At 60.0% G+C, this 19,731-nt stretch carries 18 protein-coding genes and 1 pseudogene; 11 read left to right on the top strand and 8 right to left on the bottom strand.

The window, feature by feature from the left end:
• Positions 1-72 precede the first annotated feature (72 nt).
• The 5 genes from rlmH to AC1DLT_RS24435 all read left to right on the top strand — a co-directional run bounded on the left by rlmH (position 73) and on the right by AC1DLT_RS24435 (position 5,233).
• Positions 73-555 (top strand): 23S rRNA (pseudouridine(1915)-N(3))-methyltransferase RlmH, encoded by a 483-nt coding sequence (gene rlmH, locus AC1DLT_RS24455; protein ID WP_477488471.1) that lies wholly within the window; start codon positions 73-75, stop codon positions 553-555.
• 91 nt (positions 556-646) lie between these two features.
• Positions 647-2,062: a murein hydrolase activator EnvC family protein gene (locus tag AC1DLT_RS24450; protein WP_477488470.1), complete on the top strand. Its 1,416-nt coding sequence runs from the start codon at positions 647-649 to the stop codon at positions 2,060-2,062.
• On the top strand, positions 2,052-3,386 hold the full coding sequence (locus AC1DLT_RS24445) for a S41 family peptidase (RefSeq protein WP_477488469.1): 1,335 nt from the start codon (positions 2,052-2,054) through the stop codon (positions 3,384-3,386). The genes AC1DLT_RS24450 and AC1DLT_RS24445 overlap by 11 nt, the downstream gene beginning before the upstream one ends.
• 88 nt (positions 3,387-3,474) lie before the next feature.
• On the top strand, positions 3,475-4,671 hold the full coding sequence (locus AC1DLT_RS24440; RefSeq protein ID WP_477488468.1) for a divergent polysaccharide deacetylase family protein: 1,197 nt from the start codon (positions 3,475-3,477) through the stop codon (positions 4,669-4,671).
• Positions 4,672-4,687: 16 nt separating this feature from the next.
• Complete coding sequence (locus AC1DLT_RS24435; RefSeq protein ID WP_477488467.1) at positions 4,688-5,233, top strand: RNA pyrophosphohydrolase; 546 nt, start codon at positions 4,688-4,690, stop codon at positions 5,231-5,233.
• Between the two features lie 116 nt (positions 5,234-5,349).
• Here the strand turns inward: AC1DLT_RS24435 and bfr are convergent, their stop codons facing one another.
• The 5 genes and pseudogenes from bfr to AC1DLT_RS24410 all read right to left on the bottom strand — a co-directional run bounded on the left by bfr (position 5,350) and on the right by AC1DLT_RS24410 (position 12,102).
• Entirely contained in the window at positions 5,350-5,835 is a 486-nt protein-coding gene (gene bfr / locus AC1DLT_RS24430; protein ID WP_038547247.1) for a bacterioferritin, read from the bottom strand.
• Positions 5,801-6,204 (bottom strand): annotated as a pseudogene (locus AC1DLT_RS24425) ((2Fe-2S)-binding protein). The gene bfr and the pseudogene AC1DLT_RS24425 overlap by 35 nt, the downstream one beginning before the upstream one ends.
• Before the next feature lie 57 nt (positions 6,205-6,261).
• Positions 6,262-9,702 (bottom strand): error-prone DNA polymerase, encoded by a 3,441-nt coding sequence (locus AC1DLT_RS24420; RefSeq protein ID WP_477488466.1) that lies wholly within the window; start codon positions 9,700-9,702, stop codon positions 6,262-6,264.
• Positions 9,699-11,150: a Y-family DNA polymerase gene (locus AC1DLT_RS24415; RefSeq protein WP_477488510.1), complete on the bottom strand. Its 1,452-nt coding sequence runs from the start codon at positions 11,148-11,150 to the stop codon at positions 9,699-9,701. The genes AC1DLT_RS24420 and AC1DLT_RS24415 overlap by 4 nt, the downstream gene beginning before the upstream one ends.
• A gap of 13 nt (positions 11,151-11,163) precedes the next feature.
• The gene (locus AC1DLT_RS24410; RefSeq protein ID WP_477488465.1) at positions 11,164-12,102 is read right to left on the bottom strand and encodes an ImuA family protein; all 939 of its coding nucleotides are present in this window, start codon (positions 12,100-12,102) and stop codon (positions 11,164-11,166) included.
• Positions 12,103-12,274: 172 nt separating this feature from the next.
• On the opposite strand from AC1DLT_RS24410, the gene AC1DLT_RS24405 reads away from it, so the two are divergent.
• Positions 12,275-12,712, top strand: a complete 438-nt coding sequence (locus AC1DLT_RS24405; RefSeq protein ID WP_038547261.1) for a metallopeptidase family protein — start codon at positions 12,275-12,277, stop codon at positions 12,710-12,712.
• Positions 12,713-12,729: 17 nt separating this feature from the next.
• Here AC1DLT_RS24405 and AC1DLT_RS24400 read toward each other — a convergent pair whose 3' ends face one another.
• Entirely contained in the window at positions 12,730-12,936 is a 207-nt protein-coding gene (locus AC1DLT_RS24400) for a DUF1737 domain-containing protein (RefSeq protein WP_007764402.1), read from the bottom strand.
• Positions 12,933-13,835 carry an HpcH/HpaI aldolase/citrate lyase family protein gene (locus AC1DLT_RS24395; RefSeq protein WP_477488464.1) on the bottom strand — a complete coding sequence of 301 codons (903 nt, stop codon included), beginning with the start codon at positions 13,833-13,835 and terminating at the stop codon, positions 12,933-12,935. The genes AC1DLT_RS24400 and AC1DLT_RS24395 overlap by 4 nt, the downstream gene beginning before the upstream one ends.
• A gap of 107 nt (positions 13,836-13,942) precedes the next feature.
• On the opposite strand from AC1DLT_RS24395, the gene AC1DLT_RS24390 reads away from it, so the two are divergent.
• The 5 genes from AC1DLT_RS24390 to lpxE all read left to right on the top strand — a co-directional run bounded on the left by AC1DLT_RS24390 (position 13,943) and on the right by lpxE (position 17,489).
• Complete coding sequence (locus AC1DLT_RS24390) at positions 13,943-14,170, top strand: hypothetical protein (protein ID WP_038591495.1); 228 nt, start codon at positions 13,943-13,945, stop codon at positions 14,168-14,170.
• A 137-nt stretch (positions 14,171-14,307) separates the two neighbouring features.
• The gene (gene leuD, locus AC1DLT_RS24385) at positions 14,308-14,913 is read left to right on the top strand and encodes a 3-isopropylmalate dehydratase small subunit (RefSeq protein ID WP_038547271.1); all 606 of its coding nucleotides are present in this window, start codon (positions 14,308-14,310) and stop codon (positions 14,911-14,913) included.
• A gap of 16 nt (positions 14,914-14,929) precedes the next feature.
• Complete coding sequence (locus AC1DLT_RS24380; RefSeq protein WP_038547274.1) at positions 14,930-15,319, top strand: RidA family protein; 390 nt, start codon at positions 14,930-14,932, stop codon at positions 15,317-15,319.
• Positions 15,320-15,428: 109 nt separating this feature from the next.
• Positions 15,429-16,538 (top strand): 3-isopropylmalate dehydrogenase, encoded by a 1,110-nt coding sequence (leuB, locus tag AC1DLT_RS24375; protein ID WP_477488463.1) that lies wholly within the window; start codon positions 15,429-15,431, stop codon positions 16,536-16,538.
• 135 nt (positions 16,539-16,673) lie between these two features.
• Positions 16,674-17,489, top strand: coding sequence for a lipid A 1-phosphatase LpxE (gene lpxE, locus AC1DLT_RS24370; RefSeq protein ID WP_477488462.1), 816 nt, complete (start codon positions 16,674-16,676; stop codon positions 17,487-17,489).
• Positions 17,490-17,563: 74 nt separating this feature from the next.
• On the opposite strand, the gene AC1DLT_RS24365 is transcribed toward lpxE, so the two are convergent.
• A complete protein-coding gene (locus AC1DLT_RS24365) occupies positions 17,564-19,447 on the bottom strand; it encodes an MFS transporter (RefSeq protein ID WP_477488461.1) in 1,884 nt (627 codons plus the stop codon).
• Positions 19,448-19,731 lie beyond the last annotated feature (284 nt).

Genomic DNA, 19,731 nt, shown 5'->3' with positions numbered 1-19,731 from the left:
TCGAAATCACGCGGCTGGGTGCCAACTCGCCGCAGGGTGGAATTTTCGGCCGCAAAATCAACGGATCAGGACATGCGAATAAGCCTTTTCGCCGTGGGACGGCTGAAGACCGGACCGGAGAAGGAGCTTGCGTCCCGATATCTCGACCGCTTCGCCAAGACTGGCCCGGCGGTGGGTCTCGAATTGTCGAAACTGATCGAGATCCAGGAAAGCCGGGCGGCGAATGCCGATACCCGCAAGCGCGAGGAAGCCGGCGCACTCGAAAAGGCGCTTCCCGAAGGCGCGGTTCTCATTCTTCTCGACGAACGAGGCAAGGCGCTCGACAGCGAGGCTTTCGCCGGTGTGATCGGCCGATATCGCGACAGCGGCAAACGTGACCTGATGCTGGCGATCGGCGGTGCCGACGGGCTGGATCCGCAACTCCGCGACCGGGCCGACATGGTGCTGAACCTCGGCTCAATGACCTGGCCGCATCAGCTGGTGCGCATTCTGATTGCCGAACAGCTTTACCGCGCGGTCACTATTCTTTCGGGCCATCCCTATCACAGAGCTTAAAAGATCGTTTACCTTCAAACACGATGTTGTTTGTGGCCTCGTCGGGCAAATCAGCTTAGGCTTTCTCGATCCGGCGATGAGCGGAGCGGGAATGCGGACAATCAGGATCACATCGTACCGGCGCGCGCTGCTTCTGGCGGCGGCCCTCGGTTTCGCGCCGGTCCCGCCCTTCCAGATCTCCAATACCGCTCGCGCCCAGAGCGCGACATCGCCGATGGCGCCCCAGGCCGCCCCTCCGGCAGCAGTCGATCCGACGGCCGATTTGCAGCGCCGACGCAACGAAACCCGCGGCGAGCTTGAAGTTCTGACCAAGAGCATGAAGATTTCGGGTGACCGGGCTGCCGCCATTGAAAAAAACATCGCCGATATCAGGAAGAACACCGCCGATGTCCGCCAGGCGCTGATCGATTCGGCGGCACGCCGCAGAGGTCTGGAAACCAAGATCCTCGACAGCGAAAAGAAGATCACCGAACTGAAGCTCAAGGAGGACGGTATCCGCACCTCCCTGCGTGGTCGCCGCGCGGTGCTGGCCGAGGTGCTCGCAGCCCTGCAACGCATGGGCCGCAACCCTCCTCCGGCACTTCTGGTGACGCCCGACGATGCACTCGCCTCGGTTCGAAGCGCGATCCTGCTCGGCGCCGTCGTTCCCGGCATGCGCCACGAGGCGGACAAGCTCGTTGCCGACCTTCAGTCGCTGGCCTCCCTACAGGCTTCGGCTATGACCGAGAAGACGACCGTTTCCAGCACCATCGCCGCGAGCCTCGAAGAGGACCGGCGCATGGATCTTCTGCTTGCCGAAAACGAAAAGTTGAACAAGCGCAACGCGGCCGATCTCGACGCCGAGCGCCGCCGCTCCGAGGAGCTTGCCGGCCGCGCTACCACGCTTGAAAACCTCATTCAGACGTTCGAAGGCGACATCGCCTCGGTGCGCGAGGCCATCGACCGGACGCGCGCCGAGGAAGAGCGCCAGCGCATGATGTCTGACGCCGAGCGCGAAAAGGCAAAGCAGCTGGCCCAAAGCGGCGTGCCCGACAAAAACCGCATTGCGCCCGCATACGCGTTTTCAAGCCTCAAGCAGAAGCTGGAGCTTCCGGTTGCCGGAGATGTATTGCGGTGGTTCGGCGACGCCGATGGGACGGGGCACACGGCAAGAGGCATAACTGTCGCTTCGAATGCGGGGGCAGTGGTGACGGCGCCGGCTGACGGCCTGGTGGTCTTCGCCGGAGCCTTCCGGAGTTACGGCCAAATGATCATCCTCAATGCCGGAGACGGATACCATCTGGTTCTGACCGGCATGGATGTAGTGAATGCGCGGCAGGGCAAGTTCGTTTTCGCAGGCGAACCCATCGCCGTGATGGGTGAGAAAAGAGTGGCAAGCGCAACTGCATTGGCGCTGGAAACAGATCGTCCAACGCTTTACATTGAATTCCGAAAAGATGGCACACCGGTCGATTCCAAACCGTGGTGGACCTCGAAAGAAACTGGAAGGGCACGAAATGATTCGTAGGGCTTCTCTTGTCATCGTCGGTGCACTCTTGGGTGCGACCGCGATGAGCGTGATTTATTCGGCCGGTGTGCCGGCGCAGGCCGCCGGCCCTTCGACCTACCGGGAACTATCGATCTTCGGCGACGTGTTCGAACGGGTCCGCGCCCAGTATGTGACGCCGCCGGATGAAGAAAAGCTGGTCGAGAACGCCATCAATGGCATGCTGACCTCGCTCGATCCCCATTCGAGCTTCATGAATGCCAAGGATGCCGAAGACATGCGCACGCAGACGCGTGGCGAGTTCGGCGGCCTCGGCATCGAAGTCACGATGGAAAACGAACTCGTCAAGGTCATCGCGCCGATCGACGACACGCCCGCCTCCAAGGCCGGCATTCTGGCAGGCGACCTGATCTCCGAGATCGACGGCGCACCGGTGCGCGGTCTGAAGCTCGAAGACGCCGTCGAAAAGATGCGCGGCGGCATCAACACCCCCATCAAGCTGACCATCATCCGCCAGGGCGCCGACAAGCCGCTCGACATCACCGTGGTACGCGACATCATCGCGGTCCGCGCCGTGAAGTCCCGCGTTGAAGGCGGCGATGTCGGTTATGTCCGCATCATCTCCTTCACCGAGAAGACCTATGACGACCTCGAAAAGGCGATCAAGAAGATCAAGGCGGATGTCCCGGCCGACAAGCTGAAGGGCTACGTGCTCGACCTGCGCCTCAACCCGGGCGGTCTGCTCGACCAGGCGATCAATGTTTCCGACGCCTTCCTCGAACGGGGCGAAGTGGTTTCCACCCGCGGCCGCAATGCCGAAGAAACCCGCCGCTTCAATGCCGGCCCGGGCGACCTGACCGATGGCAAGCCGGTCATCGTGCTCGTCAACGGCGGTTCGGCTTCCGCTTCGGAAATCGTCGCCGGCGCGCTCCAGGATCTGCGTCGTGCGACGGTTCTCGGCACGCGCTCCTTCGGCAAGGGTTCGGTTCAGACGATCATCCCGCTCGGCGATGCCGGCGCGCTGCGTCTGACGACCGCGCTCTATTACACGCCGTCGGGCAAGTCGATCCAGGGCACCGGCATCCAGCCGGATATCAAGGTCGATCAGCCGCTGCCGCCGGAACTGCAGGGCAAGATCAGGGCTGAAGGCGAATCCAGCCTGCGCGGCCACATCCAGGGTGCCGCCGAGACCGATGAAGGTTCCGGTTCCGCAGCTTATGTGCCGCCGGAAGCCAAGGACGACATCCAGCTTAACTATGCGCTCGACCTGTTCCGCGGCGTGAAGAAGGATCCGTCCTTCCCGCCGAGCCCGGATAAGGCTGCCGCCGCCACGATCAAGAAGTAAAACATCATCGGGCCGGCCAGCGTGACGCGTCGAAAAGACGCCGCGCTGGCCGGTTCTTCGTATCTGCAGGGAAAGCGCGGACTAGACCTTGGGCACCGATCTCCATGCACCGCTCGGACAGAACCGGCCGGCCGCTCGACGACGGAGCCGAAAGTTTTCTTTCGCAATCGTTTTTGCCGCGTTCGCGGTTGCCAGTATCCTCGGACTGTCGCTCTACGCCATGCGCGGCGATGATGCCCTGAAGCGGGTTGCTTCCAACGTTCCACCCGCCTCCAAGCCCGAACAGGCCCAGCCTCCATCGAAACCCGACCAGAACCTAGTGCAGCAATCTACCGGCATGCCTCGATCGGATCCCAATTCCGGCGCCAATATCGAGCGGACGCTCACCGATGACGGGTCGGTCGTGACCAAGTATACGCCCCGCTCGCGCGATAGCAGCGGACCGGTGATGATCGGCAGCCAGCGGATCGGCCAGGACCCCCGCATGGCTGCCCAGCCCAATGATGCGCTTCTGGAGAATTCGCCCCATGGCCGGCTGCCGATTGTCGGACCCGGCGGACAGCGACCGATGGACCAGTATGCGCGCCCCTGGTCCGGCGCGCGTGGCACCCGCATCGCAATCGTCGTCGGCGGTCTTGGCCTTAGCCAGACAGGCACCCAGCGGGCGATCCGCGACCTGCCGCCGACGGTGACGCTGGCCTTTGCCGTCAGCGGCAATAGTCTGCAGCGCTGGATGCAGGAAGCCCGCCGCGCCGGTCACGAAATCCTGATCCAGGTACCGTTTGAGCCGTTCGATTACCCGGCAAACGATCCAGGCCCCGGCACTTTGCTGACCAAGATGTCCCCCAAGGATAATCTCGGCCGCCTCCATCAGGCCATGGGTGAGATCACCAACTATACCGGCGTCATGAACTATCTCGGCGGCCGCTATCTCTCGGATGCCGGCGCGCTGGAACCGGTGCTGCGCGATATTTCAAAACGCGGGCTGCTTTTCCTCGATGACGGGACATCGGCGCAGTCGAAGACTGCGGTCGTTGCCAAGGCGATCGAACTGCCCCATGCCTTCGGCGATCTGACCCTTGATGGACAATTGCAGAAGGACGCGATCCTCAAGAAACTCGATGAACTGGAGCGCATCGCCGGCCGCAAGGGAACGGCAATCGGCATCGCCTCGGCTTTCGACGAAAGCATCGATGCGATAAGGCAATGGAGCGAGGAAATCTCGCAGCGCGGGATCGAGATTGTCGGCATCTCGTCGCTTGCAACCGAAAGCGTCGAACCGTGATCGATCGGAGTTATCCATGAGCAAGAAAGACAAACGCTCGGTCATCGCCGAGGAACTTCCCTATCGCCCCTGCGTCGGCATCATGGTTCTGAACCGCGCGGGCCTTGTCTGGGCCGGCCGGCGCATCAGCGAAGGCAATAGCGAGTATGATGGCTCCCCGCAGCTCTGGCAGATGCCGCAGGGCGGCATAGACAAGGGCGAGGACCCGCTTCCCGCCGCCTATCGCGAGCTTTACGAGGAGACGGGGATGCGCTCCGTCACCTTGCTTGCCGAGGCGCAGGATTGGATCAATTACGATCTGCCCGCGCATCTGATCGGCATCGGGCTGAAGGGAAAATATCGCGGCCAGACCCAGCGTTGGTTTGCCTTCCGCTTCGATGGCGACGAGAGCGAGATCGCCATCAACCCGCCGCCGGGCGGACACGCGCCGGAATTCGATGCCTGGGAATGGAAGCCGATGGCGGAACTGCCCAGCCTGATCGTGCCCTTCAAGCGCGCGGTCTACGACCAGGTCGTCGCGGAGTTTACGCATCTGGCTGAAGCGGCAGCCGAACGGCTCTGACTAACCAGGGCCGGCGCTCCTTTCATGCTTCCATAGTCAACGTTCCCATCGACCGAAATAAAAAGACCCGGCGAAGCGGATGCTTCGCCGGGTCGTCTGCGTTCGGATACTGGTAATTATTCGGCTGAATCCGCGGATTCAGCATTAAGGAGGCCGTAGCGTTCCTCGCCGATCTTCGCCAATAGGTCGAGTTGGGTTTCGAGGAAGTCGATATGGCCCTCCTCATCCATCAGAAGCTCTTCGAAGAGCTTCATCGACACGTAATCGCCGGCCGCGTGACAGATATCGCGAGAGGCTTTGTAGGCTGTGCGGGCATCATATTCACCGGCAAGATCGGCCTCAAGGACTTCCTTGACGTTCTGGCCGATGCGCAGCGGGGCAAGCGTCTGAAGGTTGGGGTGGCCTTCGAGAAAGATGATGCGATCGATGAGACGATCGGCATGGTGCATTTCCTCGATCGATTCCGCTCGCTCTTTTTTCGCGAGCTTCTTGAAGCCCCAATCCTCCAGCAGGCGATAATGCAGCCAGTACTGGTTGACGGCGCCTAGCTCGAGAAACAATGCCTCGTTAAGCCGCTCGATGACCTTTGAGTCGCCTTTCAATGTCCGCTCTCCTGTTTTCTTCATGGAACTGTCTCAGGCGGGACATATATACGACCACTTCGTCTTCCGTCGAGTGGTGGTGGGCGTGATATTCTTCGGTCGTGCGGATGATCAGGTCGACAACGCTTGGGAAGCAGCCGCAGCAGCGGCCGCGTTTCGCCATGGCATGATAGACCTTTGACGGTACGATGAGCTGCCAACAGTCCTCATCAAGGAGTTGCGTGATGACGTCCTTGATTTCCCTGTCGGTGATGTAATTGCAACTGCAAACCAGCATTCTCGGTCGACCTGCCAAACATGACCCGTAACATCCTCTTTTTGCGAAAGCGGACAGGAGATGTCAAGAAAGAATCGACATATATGAGTCACTTCTTAAGGGAGCCTGCCATAGCCACGGCTTCTTCCTTTGTATCATGGCATCGGTAATTAGTGGAAATTGCGGCCCTTCGGCATGACACTCCCTGGTCCGGCTTCGTAGGAACCGTCAGGCACCGCCTCTTTTGCACTTCCCCTGCGCGCCTCCTCCATTCCATTCGAACGCCTCTTCTGCCGGTGGTCTCCGCTCGATTGCAGCGCCTCGTCCGAGCGGGCCGACACGCCGAACCGCCTCGCCTCCTTCTGCAGCAGACCCAGCATCGGGGTAATGTCTTCGATATGCTCGACCACGGTATGGATGACGCCGCTCTGGCTTTGCAGTCTCCCCCGGATCTTCACCAGCCGCGCGCCCATCACGACCGGCCGATAACGTTCGAAAATCTTCGACCAGACGATCGCATTGGCAACACCGGTCTCGTCTTCCAGCGTCATGAAGATAACCCCCTTGGCCGAGCCCGGCCGCTGCCGGACAAGAACGATCCCGCCGATCGTCACCCTCTGCCCGTTCGGGACCGTCAAAAGATCGACGCTACGGGTAATCCCCATCGCCTTGAATTCTTCGCGCAGAAACGAGACCGGATGCGCCTTCAGCGAAAGCGAGAGATAGCGGTAATCCTCGATCACCTGTTCGCCGGGCAGCATTTCCGGCAGCGTCGCTTTCGCCTCGGGCCGGAGATCCGCATTGTCCCCAACGTCAAATAGAGATCGGCTCTCGGTCGTCTTTTTGGCATCGAGACCACGAACTGCCCAAAGTGCTTGTCGGCGCGATAACGCAATATCTCCAAAGGCATCAGCATCAGCCAGCCGCTCGATAGCCGATTTGTCGAGACCAGACCGGATCCTTAGATCGTGGACGGACTCATATCCCTGCCCGCGATTGGCGATCAATTTCTTGATCATGTCCTCCTCTGCCAAACCTCTGACCTGGCGGAAACCCAGTCGCACAGCATATCTCGTCCTGATGACATCCCGCATGGATCCGTGACGCTTGTCGATCGCGTTTTTGTCGAAAACGGCCTCTTCCAAAGTGCAATCCCATTCTGACCTGTTGACGTCGACGGGGAGAATCCTGACACCGTGCTCGCGTGCATCCCGTATGAGCTGGGCCGGCGCATAAAATCCCATCGGCTGCGAATTCAGCATCGCCGTGCAGAAGACATCCGGATAATAGGCCTTGATCCAGGAGGATACGTAGACAAGCAAAGCGAATGACGCCGCATGACTTTCTGGAAAGCCGTATTCGGCAAAGCCCTGGATCTGGCTGAAGCAGCTTTCTGCAAATTCCTTGGAATAACGCTCGTTTTTCAACATACCTGCAACAAAATCGTTCTTAAATTCCTCCACTCTTCCCGATCGCTTGAACGTCGCCATCGATCGACGTAGCTTGTCCGCTTTTTCAGGAGAAAAACCGGCTGCAGTTATTGCAATCTGCATTGCCTGCTCTTGAAAGAGAGGTACGCCTAGCGTGCGTTCAAGAACCTTTTCCAACTCAGGACTGGGATATTCGATCGGCTGTTTGTTCCGTTGGGCTTCGCGCCGTTTTAGATACGGATGGACCATGTTTCCTTGGATGGGACCGGGTCTGACGATCGCCACTTCGACAACAAGGTCATAAAACTTTTCGGGTCTCAGCCTCGGCAACATGCTCATCTGCGCCCGGCTCTCGATCTGGAAAACCCCGATCGTGTCCGCACGGCAGATCATGTCGTAAACAGCCTTCTCGGGCCGCTGCTGCAATCCGGCCAATGTCTCATTGACCTGATAATGCTGCTGCATCAGATCGAACGCTTTTTTGAGGCAGGTCAGCATGCCGAGCGCCAGCACGTCTATCTTCAGGAGCTTCAGGGTGTCGAGATCGTCCTTGTCCCATTCGATCATGTAACGGCCCGGCATGGCCGTTTTCATGATCGGCACGATTTCGTCAAGCCGGTCGCGCGTGATCAGGAAACCGCCGACATGCTGGGTGAGATGGCGCGGGAAACCCATAAGTTCCTGCGCATGCGAAAGAACCTGTTTTGTCACAAAGTCGGCAGTGTCGAGACCCGCGGCTTTTGCGTCTCTTTCCGACGTGCCTTCATCCGACCAACCCCACACCGTGCTCGAAAGTGCCGCCTGTACATCCTCTGAGAGCCCAAAAGCCTTGGCAACCTCACGGCCGGCCATGCGGGTCCGATAACTCGTAACCGCCGCCGTCAGGCCGGCATGGCGAAAGCCATAATGCTGATAAATGTACTGGATCACCTCCTCGCGCCGCGCATGTTCAAAATCGACATCGATATCCGGCGGTTCGTTTCGTTCGGTCGAAATGAAGCGTTCAAAGAGCAGTGTCGTGGATGTCGGATCGACTTCGGTAATACCGAGACAATAACAGACGCTGGAATTGGCCGCTGAGCCACGCCCCTGGCAGAGGATCTTCAACTCATAGCGGGCATGCCAGACGATATGACGAACCGTCAGGAAATAAGGCTCGTATTGCATCTCCTTGATGAGATTGAGCTCATACCTGATCTGCTTGGAAACCTTCTCAGGGATCTTATCCGGATAACGCCACCTGGCGCCCTCCCAGGTAAGACGCTCCAAGGTTTCCGATACGGTTTCACCCGGAACGCTCTCATCCGGATAGTTATGGCTGAGTTCATCGAGCGAAAACTTCAGCCGGCTGAAGAACTTTCCCGTATTGTCGATCGCATCGGGATAGGCGCGGAAGAGCCGCGCCATTTCGGCAGGTTGCTTGATGTACCTCTCTCCGTTCGGGGCCAGACGAAAGCCAGCTTCCTGGATCGTCACATGTTCGCGGATTGCCGTGACCACATCCGACAGGGATCGCCGATAAGGGAGATGGAAAAGAGGCAGGTTGGTCGCGACCAAGGGCACCCGGTTGCGCGCAGCAATCCGGGCAAGCAAGTTGAAAACAAAGGCATCTCGTCCATCATAGGTCGGCGCCAGAACCAGATAGATGTTCTTTTTGAACCGCTCTCTGTATTTACCGAGACAGCCTCCCAGGTGATATTGATAGGCCATCTCTTCCACGCGGGAAAAATCCGGCACGACCGCCAGCATCATCTCGTCGCACCATTCCAGAAGATCCCATTCTTCCAGAATGCAGGACCCTTTGTTGGTCCTGAGATTTCCACGGCTCAGCAGACGGCAGAGATTGGCCCAGCCCTTCCGGTTCTGCGGATAGGCGAGAATATCCGGCGTGTTGTCGGAAAAAACGAGCCTCGCTCCCGGATAAAACGCACAAGGGAGGATGGCTGCTTCCTCGTCTTTCTTTCTGCCCTGCTTCTGCTGAAGCTCGTAGGTTTCCTTCATGTTTCTGACTTGGCTATGCGCTCTCACCACGCCGGCAACGGAATTCCTGTCGGCTATACCAAGGCCGGATAGGCCGAGCACGCTTGCCGCCAAGATCATCTCCTCCGGTTTGGCAGCCCCTTCCAGGAAAGAGAAATTGGTCTTTGCACCGATCTCGAAAAAAACGGGAGCGTCCGTCATGCGAAAATCCCATGCACGCGCCAGGTCGGCGCAGTTTTGCCGGCAACGTAATGACCGGCGCGGAAAATCCAGAAGCGGCGGCCCGCCTCACTCTCAAGCCTGAAATAGTCGCGCTCCTCGACATCCTCCTCGTCATTCCACCATTCGGGCGAAATCCGCTCCGGCCCCTCCGCACGGATGACTTCATGGACGATGCGGCGCCAGCGGAAACGCTGCGGAGGGCCATCCGGCACCGTTGCCGCAAAAGCCTCCATCAGTTCCGGATGACGGAAGAGCCGCAAGGGGCGGTCGCTTTTCGGCGCGAAGGCAAAAATCTCCTCGGTCTTTTCCCGGACGATCCGCGAGGCAATCGCCGGCACGAACACTTCCGCGCGCTCCGGCACGTGGCTCTGCTTCGGTTCGGCGATCTGCAGACAATCGGCCCCGAGCCGGGCCGAAACCCGATCGACAAAATCGGCAAGCGAGATTTCGCTATCGCCATTGCCGGTGAAATCACCCTGGGAAATCCTGAAGACATCGTATTGCAACACGTTGAGGCGCAGGAGCTCGAAACCAAAGCCTGCATCGAGGTCATCGTGCACGGCGTTCAGGCGCTCGGAAAACAGCGAAGAGATCCGTTTCGGATCCTGCAACGGCTGCGAGGCACCGGCGGCGATGCGAAACACCCGGCCATCGACCCGGAAAAGCACCAGTTCGAAAACACGCCCCCCGACACCACGGGCTTCCAGTTCCGATTTCAACGAAATGGCAATCTGGCCGGCCAGCTGCAGAATATGTTCTTCCGCCTGGATCGGTTCGGCGAGCCGTCGCTCGGCGGAAAGGGCAGCCACGGGACGGCGAGGCGAGATGGCTTCCTCATTGTGCCCGAGCGCCTGATCCAGCCGAAGCAATAGATGAATGCCAAAACGGCGAGCCAACGGCGCACGCGGCATCGGCAGAAGGTCGCCGATCTTTTTCAGTCCGAGCTTGTAGAGCGCTGCGATGGTGGCCTCATCGATACGCAAAGCGTTGACCGGCAGCGGCGCCAGCACCGCCTCCGTCACTTGGTCGGCAATCACGCCGCCGCGACCGAAGCGACAGGCGGCCCAGGACAGGCCTGGCGACGAGGAGATCGCCCCTTTGACATCGAATCCCATCTGCAAAAGTCGGCCAAGGATGTCCTTGAGCAGAGCCTCCTCGCCACCGAAGAGGTGGGTGCAGCCGGTTATGTCGAGAAACAGACCTTCGCGGCCGTCCAGCGCCACCAGCGGTGTATAACGGTCGCACCAATCGGCGATCGCCTCAAGAAGGCCCTGGTCCGCCGCGCCATCCTCGTCCACCACGTCGATCTTCGGGAACATGGCGCGCGCTTCCGCCAACCCCTGCCCACGCTTCAGCCCGAGACGTTCGGAAACCTCGTCGAGCGCTGTGAGCCGCATGGCGTTTTCGCGCCGGCCGGCACAGAGGATCGGCGGATGATGTTCAGGACGCCCTTTCGAACGCCACGACAGCCCCCAGAGCCGGCGTGCGATCCTGTCGGTCGGCAGGTGCGGGAAGACGAGCGCCAGGATGCGCTGGCGGGTTGCGGAAAGAGAAAGCCTCTCCTGCCTCTCGGCCGAGGGAAAATTGACGGTCATGGGGATTCCACTCCAGAAGTAGGGATAGCGGAGCCGGGATGCGGCTCTTCTCCAGGGTCAGCCTGAAAACGGGATGACCGATGCTGCCGCCAAGCTCGGATCCCTCCGGAAGATGCCGGCGAGCCGCCGGCGCCGGTTCGACAAGGAAGCGGAACGAGGCGCTGCTTGCCTCCTCCTCTCCCGCATGCCGCAACAGAAAGAGCGGCCGTCCCGCCGCCTTTGCCCTCAAACCCAGCCTGCGGCTTTCGGTGAGACCGAAATGCCTGGGGTTGCCCCGGATTTCGAGAATGATGGCGACAACAGCCCCGCTGGCCACCGCAGTCTCCGCAAGCCACAGGGCATCGTCCAGCTTGCGCGGAGAGGCGTAAAGAACATCCCGCTGGCTCAATCCGAACTGTTTGAGGCCGACGGAATAGGGAATTCCGGCCTCCTGCGTGGACACGACATCGCCGATCCACAGAACCGGCGCGTCGCCTGGCTGTCTCGCTTTCAGGTGAGAGGCCAGCGAGAGAGCAAAGCCGCTTGCTGCTCCGGCATCTCCCATCAGCAGCGAGCGGATTTCCGTGATGCCGTCGAGTGGCAGGCCACCTTCCAACGCGGTATCCATCGGCGGTATGCCGAATGGCAGACGCGGTTGATTATTCCTGGTTTTCTGGCCTTCCGGATCAGCGGCCAAGTCCGCCTGTTCCGCCGCGGCAAGCGCCGGGAGAGATTTTCCTTCCAATCTGGCGATCTGTTCGCGCAGGGCAAAAAGCGTCTCCTGCGCCGTGGCGTGCTCGGCCATGGCGTCAGCTCCATTCGTACATGTTCTCTTTATGTTCTTATGGATTCCAGAGCTGGCCGAAAGAGTCAACAGCCAAATCCTGGGAATCTTTTCCTCGGATCCTAGGCCAATGATTCTTCACTCGAAAAATATCGCGGGAGGTACTATATGGGCCTGATCAGAAGGAGAGCCTATGGCCCGCATCGACCAGACCGACGATTGGCAGGATCGCCACGCACCGACGATCAGCACGTTCGAGTCGCTGGCAATCGAGGCCTATGGTCATTTACCGGAGGAATTCCGGGCTCTCACCGTCAACCTGACGATCGAGATCGAGGATTTTCCGGACGACGACGTTTTCGAGGATATGGCACTCGAGACGCCTTTCGACCTGCTCGGCCTTTTCGAAGGCCGCGGCATTTCCGAGCGGTTCAACATGGAAACCGGTGAATTGCCGAACCGCATCCGGCTTTATCGCCGGCCGATCCTGGATTACTGGGCGGAAAACGAGGAAACCCTGGGCGATATCATCACCCATGTGCTGATCCACGAGATCGGCCACCATTTCGGCCTCAGCGACGACGACATGGAGCGTATCGAGGCCAGCGCCGACGAAGCTGCTCAGCGCTGATCCCCTCTGACTGGAGCTTATTGCTCTCCGAGCTTCATCTCGGGATCGTATTCCTTGCCATGAACGGTTTTGGTCACCGCCTGGCCGCACTGCATCTCGCCGGTCGTGGCGTTGAAGGCATAGGTCGGCGAACCGGAAAGTTCCCAGCCCTTGTTCAGCGCCGCCGTCACCTTGTGGCAGAAGGAGGAATCGTCGGGACCGCTGAGGAAGCGATAAAGTTTCATGGCGTTTTCTTTCGTTCGGCGATGATCCTGGCTCTGGCGGCAAGCTTTTCGGCCTCCACCAGGTGCAGACGTTCGACCATCTTGCCGTTCAGGTTGATGACGTTGAGAGATTGAGCTTCTGACTGGGCGAAGGCAGCGATCACCGCTTGAGCCTCTTCCACAGCCCGGGGATCCGGCCCGAAATGCCGGTTGGCGGGTTCGATCTGGGCCGGATGGATCAGCATCTTGCCGGAAAAACCCATGGCGCGGCCCTGCGCGCATTCCGCATCGAAGGCTTCCGCATCCTTGAAGTCGTTGAAGACGCTGTCGATCACATCGATCCCATGGGCGCGGCCGGCAAGCACGATCTGCATCAGCCAGGGCACCAGATAGGCCCGACCGGGCTGCGGCAGCACGCCCGTCTCCTTGCGCAGGTCGTTGAGGCCGACCACGAAACACTGGAGCCGCTCGTCGACAGGGGCAATTGCCGGCGCATTCAGGACGCCCTTCGGCGTTTCGATCATCGCCCAGATGGCAAGATCGTCCGGAGCCCCGGCCTCGGACAGGATATCCGCCACCGCCTGGACCTGCGACATGTGCTCGACCTTCGGGATCAGCACCACGTCGGGAGAGACCTCGGTCACCAGGTCCATATCCGCCTTGCCGAATTCGGTTTCGAGCGGGTTGATGCGGATGATCGTTTCCCTGCCCCGGAGCGGATTTTCCTTAAACAACCGGCGCAGGTTGTCGCGGGCCTCCGCCTTCTTTTCCGGCGCGACGGAATCTTCCAGATCGAAGATCGCCGCATCGCAATCGAGGCCATGCACCTTTTCCAATGCCCTCGCATTGCCGGCCGGCACGCTCAGGATCGAGCGGCGAATATGAAAGGAGGCGGATTTGATATCAGTCAAGGCGATCATCCGCGCTTTGTGCCAATCTTTTTGGTCTGCGGCAATACTGCATGCCCAAAGCCCCTTGCAAGACAGGGCGGAAGGCTCCACATTCCTTGATGAGAAAGGTATATACCATGCAAAACATTCGCGTATTCTTCGTCATCATATCAGCCATTGCCGTGCTCGCCATGGCAGCACTTCTGACGGCTTCGCTGACCGTCGCCTTTGCCGGCATTCTCGCAGTTCTGTCCATCGGGCGTGCGCTTTCGGCGCGGCTGAAGCCGGTTCCGGTACGGGCCAAGGCGAGCAAGCGCGAGATGCGCGTCTGGAACGACGGCCGCGGCACGATCATCGACCTTTGATCGCGCTGAAGCGGTAAAGAGACGAATGCGCCGGTTGCCGGCGCGTGAGCGTACCGGTTCACGCCAAACAGCCCTTCAAATCCGCGTCAATATGCTTTATGGCAGCTTCCGCAGATAAGTCCACGTGGAGGCAGATCATGGAAAAGTTCACCAAGCTCACCGGCGTTGCAGCGCCGCTGCCGGTCGTCAATATCGACACGGACATGATCATTCCGAAGGATTATCTCAAGACGATCAAGCGCACCGGCCTCGGCAAGGGCCTGTTCGCGGAAGCCCGTTACAATGACGACGGCTCGATCAACCCGGATTTCGTGCTGAACAAGCCCGCCTATCAGAACGCCAAGATCCTGGTCGCCGGCGACAATTTCGGCTGCGGTTCCTCGCGCGAACACGCACCGTGGGCGCTTCTCGATTTCGGCATCCGCTGCGTCATCTCGACGAGCTTCGCCGACATTTTCTACAATAACTGTTTCAAGAACGGCATCCTGCCGATCGTCGTTTCCCCGGAAGATCTTGAAAAGCTGATGGACGATGCCGAGCGCGGCTCGAACGCCATCCTTTCGATCGACCTGGAAGCCCAGGAAATCACCGGCCCGGATGGCGGCTCCATCCGTTTCGACATCGATCCCGGCCGCCGCCATATCATGCTCGAAGGCCTCGACGACATTGCCTCGACGCTGAAGAGCGATGCGGCGATCAGCACGTTCGAAAACAACAACCGAGCCGCTCGCCCCTGGCTCTGATTTCCGGAGCATCCTGATGGTCAAGCGGATTTCCTCCGGATCGCCCTTCGAAGCGCGGATCGGCTATTCGCGCGCCGTCGTCGACCGCGACATGGTCTATGTCTCCGGCACCACCGGCTACGACTATGGTCGGATGGAAATGCCCGAAGACGCCGCCGCCCAGGCCCGCAATACGCTCGGCACGATCGAGAAGGCATTGAAAGAGGCCGGCAGCAGCCTTCAGGACGTCGTCCGGGTGCGCTATTACCTCACCGATATGGCCGATTACGACGCCATCGTTCAGGTACTTGGCGAGACCTTCTCCGAGATCCGGCCAGCGGCCACGATGGTCGTCTGCGGGCTCACCATGCCCGAAATGAAGATCGAGATCGAAGTGACTGCCCGCATCGGCGCCGGCAGCCCTTAAAACCTTTCCAGCCTCGTCGCTCTAGCAGGTTCGGACGAGGTTTTGCCAGGCGCGGAAATTCCGCGCGGGAGGACGCGAGCCTGCAAAACCCGCAAGGATACCAAACGATATGGCAAAGAACCTCTTCCTCCTTCCCGGCGACGGCATCGGCCCCGAGGCCATGGGCGAAGTCCGCAAGATCATCGCCCATATGAACAGCGCCATGAAGGCCGATTTCGTCCTCGACGAAGGACTGGTCGGAGGATGCGCTTACGATGCCCATGGCGCCGCGATTTCCGAAGAGGACATGAGCAAGGCCATGAACGCGGATGCCGTTCTCTTCGGCGCCGTCGGCGGCCCGAAATGGGATCAGGTTCCTTATGAAGTCCGTCCGGAAGCCGGCCTGCTTCGCCTGCGTAAGGACATGCAGCTGTTTGCCAACCTGCGTCCGGCCATCTGCTATCCGGCGCTTAGCTCCGCTTCCTCCCTGAAGCCGGAACTGGTCGAAGGCCTCGATATCCTGATCGTCCGCGAATTGACCGGCGGCGTCTATTTCGGCGAACCGAAGGAAATCGTCGACCTCGGCAACGGCCAGAAGCGCGGCATCGATACGCAGGTCTACGATACCTATGAAATCGAGCGCATTGCCGGCGTCGCCTTCGAGCTTGCCCGCACCCGTAAGAATGCCGTCTGCTCGATGGAAAAGCGCAACGTCATGAAGTCGGGCGTGCTCTGGAACCAGGTGGTCACCGAAACTCACAAGGCGAAATATTCAGACGTCAAGCTGGAACACATGCTGGCCGATGCCGGCGGCATGCAACTGGTCCGTGCTCCGAAACAGTTCGATGTGATCGTCACCGACAACCTGTTCGGCGACATGCTCTCCGACGTCGCGGCAATGCTCACCGGCTCGCTCGGCATGCTGCCCTCCGCATCGCTCGGCGCACCCGATGCCAAGACCGGCAAACGCAAGGCGCTTTACGAACCGGTCCACGGCTCGGCGCCTGACATCGCCGGCACCGGCGTTGCCAACCCGATTGCGATGATTGCTTCGTTCGCCATGTGCCTTCGCTACTCCTTCAATATGGTCACGGAAGCCGACAACCTCGAAAAGGCCATCGCCAACGTGCTGGATCAGGGTATCCGCACCGGCGACATCATGGCCGAAGGCGCCCGCAAGGTCGGCACCGCCGAAATGGGCGATGCGATCCTCAAGGAATTCGTAAGCCTTTCCGCCTGATAACACCGATCGGTGCCTTTCCGCCGAGGGTGGAAAGGCACCTCCATATTTGGCGTTCGGTATTCTGCTACCCATATCGCGGAATCTATGGGAAAAAGCGGCGCGGGATCGGTCCCGCGCCACGGACAGAGGCCGATGAACCGGACAATCGAAAAACTGAAACATCGGCGGTATCGCCATCCATCCGGGCCGCCTTCGCCCCGATGGCTGCCTTATGTGCTGGTCACGATCAACCTGATCCTGATCGCCTTTTTCCTGCTCGATGCCCCGGTCGGCTCCTATGCCGCCCATACGCCTAACGTGCTGCTGCCGGTCGGCAGGGCGATTACCGATTTCGGCACCTCCGGCTGGATCCTTTTTGCGGCAGCGCTACTCTTTTTCGAAGCGCTCGCCGTTATCCGGCTCGTACCCGGCCTGAAAGCCCGCTTCCAGGCGATGCTGGTCAGTCATGTCGCGGCTTATATCTTTGTGGCCGTTGCCGGTTCCGGCCTTCTCGTCAACCTGGTGAAGCGTATCATCGGACGCGCCCGGCCAGGACTTTACGAGCAATGGGGTTTCCACGGCTTCAGCCCTTTTTCCGGCTCCCGGTTCGAAAGCTTCCCTTCCGGCCACGCAACCACGGTGGGCGCGTTCCTGATGGCATTGGCGCTGCTCGCTCCCCGCTACCGCCTGTTCTTTCTGATCATCAGCTTCTGGCTCGGTTTTTCGCGCGTCATCGTCGGAGCCCATTATCCGAGCGACGTGATTGCAGGCCTCTCCTTCGGCGCCTGGTTCTCCGTCATCATGGCAATCGTCTTTTCCCGTTACGGGCTGCTCTTCCGGCAGGAGCCGGACGGCTGGCCGGTTCTGCGCCGGGCGATACCCCTGCTGATACGTCCCGACTGGAAAAACACGCCCTTCCCGCCGCGTGGCATGCCGCCGAAGCGGGAGACGGACGTAAAACAGCAATGATCCCTTCATGAAAAAGCCCGGCGCAGTCGCCTGCGCCGGGCTTTTCATTTTAGCTGGGTTGCTGACGCAAACCCTTATTCGGCGTGGATATCGCGATCCTTTGTTTCCGGCAGGAAGAGCAGCCCGATCACCAGAGTGATGACTGCGAAAACAATCGGATACCAGAGACCATAGTAGATATCGCCCTTGGCGGCACTCATCGCGAAGGCCGTAGCCGGCAGAAGGCCGCCGAACCAGCCGTTGCCGATGTGGTAAGGCAGCGACATGCCGGTATACCGGATGCGGGTCGGGAAGAGTTCGACCAGCAGGGCCGCGATCGGGCCGTAGACCATCGTCACATAGAGCACCAGGACGAACAGGATGGCGATCGTGCCGATCCAGTTCACCCGGGCCGGATCGGCCACCATCGTGAACGCACCGCCCTTGGCGATCGTATAGACCGGCATGTCGGTGACGCCCTTCGCTTCGTCCGCGGTCAGCAGCTTTTGGCTGACGAGGTCGGCCGCAGGAACGCTCGCCTTTTCGCCGCCGCGAACCGAGGCGGCATTGAGAGCAAGTTCCGGATTGGCGGCGATGAAAGCGTCGAGCTTGGAATCCGCCACCTTGATCGCACCGCGGCTTAGCGGGTAACCGGCATCGTGAAGCGCAACATTCACGCCCTTTTCGAAGGCGCGCTGTTTGGCAGCGGCATCGGCACCGGCCGCAACCGAGTCGTAGCTGGTGACGGTCTTGTCAGCGATCTTCACCGTAGCCGGCTGGCCGGTGGGACCTACGACAACTTCGTAAGGCACCGAGTTGCGGGTCAAGAACGACGTGGCGATATCGCAGGAGCTGGTGAACTTCGATGTGCCGGTCGGGTTGAACTGGAATTTGCAATCCGCCGGATCGGCCGTGACAGTCGCCTTGATCGTCGCCTGGGCTTCGGCAAGTGCCGGGTTCGCCATCGAGGTCATCGCCTTGAAGAGCGGGAAGTAAGTGACCGCTGCGATCAGCAGGCCGGCCATGATGATCGGCTTGCGGCCGATCTTGTCAGAAAGCCCGCCGAAGATGACGAAGAACGGTGTGCCGAGGAAGAGCGCGATGGCGACCATGATATTGGCCGACAGGAGATCGACCTTCAGCACGTTCTGCAGGAAGAACAGTGCATAGAACTGGCCGCCATACCAGACGACGGCCTGGCCCATGGTCGCGCCGAGAAGCGCGATGATGGCGATCTTGGCGTTGCGCCAGGTGCCGAAGGCTTCCGTCAGCGGAGCCTTGGAGCCCTTGCCTTCCGCCTTCATCTTCTGGAACGCCGGCGACTCGTTCATCTTCAGGCGGATCCAGACGGAAACCCCGAGCAGGATGACGGACACGAGGAACGGAATGCGCCAGCCCCAGGCCGCAAACGCGGTGGAACCCATGACCCACTGGACAAAGACGATGACGATCAGCGACAGGAACAGACCGAGTGTCGCGGTCGTCTGGATCCATGAAGTGAAATACCCACGTCGCCCATGGGGCGCATGTTCGGCCACATAGGTCGCGGCACCGCCATATTCGCCACCAAGCGCAAGGCCTTGCAGGAGGCGCAGGGCGATCAGGATGATCGGGGCTGCGATGCCGATCGTGGCGGCACCCGGCAGGATACCGACCAGGAAGGTCGACATGCCCATGATCAGAATGGTCACAAGGAAGGTGTATTTCCGGCCGACGAGGTCGCCCAGGCGGCCAAATACCAGCGCGCCGAAGGGGCGGACCAGGAAGCCCGCAGCGAACGCGAGCAGCGTGAAGATGTTACGCGTTGCTTCCGGATACTGGGTGAAAAAGGTCGCGCCGATATAGGTGGCGAGTGAACCATAGAGATAGAAATCGTACCATTCGAATACGGTGCCGAGCGAAGAAGCGAAGATGACTTTCTTCTCCTCCCGCGTCATCGGTCCGGCCTTCGCGCCGACCCCCGTTGCGACATTTGCCATTATCGTCCTCCCTCAAGATAAAACTCGCGTGCCGGCTCCGGGCCCGTTCCTCCTGGGCTTGGCCACGGCGACGCATTGTCGCAGATTGACAGAATTCAAGGCTCAAGGAGAGGGATGCTTTGGGATTATGACTTTCGTCTAATATCGCGCGCACCGTGCACCACGGATGCCGCAGCGCGGCATGAGGTCAATGCAGCGCAGCAATCGGGTTAGCATCGCTTGACTCATTGCAAAAATCTTCTAAACACCTTCGCGAACGGGAAGACACCCACATGCGCGCCTGC

It is taken from the genome of Neorhizobium sp. 05N33, from assembly GCF_056397445.1.
The sequence above is the reverse complement of the archived record's forward strand: the minus strand, read 5'-3'. Positions and strand labels throughout refer to the sequence as shown.

Coding starts and splice junctions, on each gene's coding strand:
- rlmH (WP_477488471.1), top strand. CDS start 73: ATGCGAATAAGCCTTTTCGCCGTGGGACGGCTGAAGACCGGACCGGAG.
- AC1DLT_RS24450 (WP_477488470.1), top strand. CDS start 647: ATGCGGACAATCAGGATCACATCGTACCGGCGCGCGCTGCTTCTGGCG.
- AC1DLT_RS24445 (WP_477488469.1), top strand. CDS start 2,052: ATGATTCGTAGGGCTTCTCTTGTCATCGTCGGTGCACTCTTGGGTGCG.
- AC1DLT_RS24435 (WP_477488467.1), top strand. CDS start 4,688: ATGAGCAAGAAAGACAAACGCTCGGTCATCGCCGAGGAACTTCCCTAT.
- AC1DLT_RS24420 (WP_477488466.1), bottom strand. CDS start 9,702: ATGACGGACGCTCCCGTTTTTTTCGAGATCGGTGCAAAGACCAATTTC.
- AC1DLT_RS24410 (WP_477488465.1), bottom strand. CDS start 12,102: ATGGCCGAGCACGCCACGGCGCAGGAGACGCTTTTTGCCCTGCGCGAA.
- AC1DLT_RS24405 (WP_038547261.1), top strand. CDS start 12,275: ATGGCCCGCATCGACCAGACCGACGATTGGCAGGATCGCCACGCACCG.
- AC1DLT_RS24400 (WP_007764402.1), bottom strand. CDS start 12,936: ATGAAACTTTATCGCTTCCTCAGCGGTCCCGACGATTCCTCCTTCTGC.
- AC1DLT_RS24395 (WP_477488464.1), bottom strand. CDS start 13,835: ATGATCGCCTTGACTGATATCAAATCCGCCTCCTTTCATATTCGCCGC.
- AC1DLT_RS24390 (WP_038591495.1), top strand. CDS start 13,943: ATGCAAAACATTCGCGTATTCTTCGTCATCATATCAGCCATTGCCGTG.
- leuD (WP_038547271.1), top strand. CDS start 14,308: ATGGAAAAGTTCACCAAGCTCACCGGCGTTGCAGCGCCGCTGCCGGTC.
- AC1DLT_RS24380 (WP_038547274.1), top strand. CDS start 14,930: ATGGTCAAGCGGATTTCCTCCGGATCGCCCTTCGAAGCGCGGATCGGC.
- leuB (WP_477488463.1), top strand. CDS start 15,429: ATGGCAAAGAACCTCTTCCTCCTTCCCGGCGACGGCATCGGCCCCGAG.
- lpxE (WP_477488462.1), top strand. CDS start 16,674: ATGAACCGGACAATCGAAAAACTGAAACATCGGCGGTATCGCCATCCA.
- AC1DLT_RS24365 (WP_477488461.1), bottom strand. CDS start 19,447: ATGGCAAATGTCGCAACGGGGGTCGGCGCGAAGGCCGGACCGATGACG.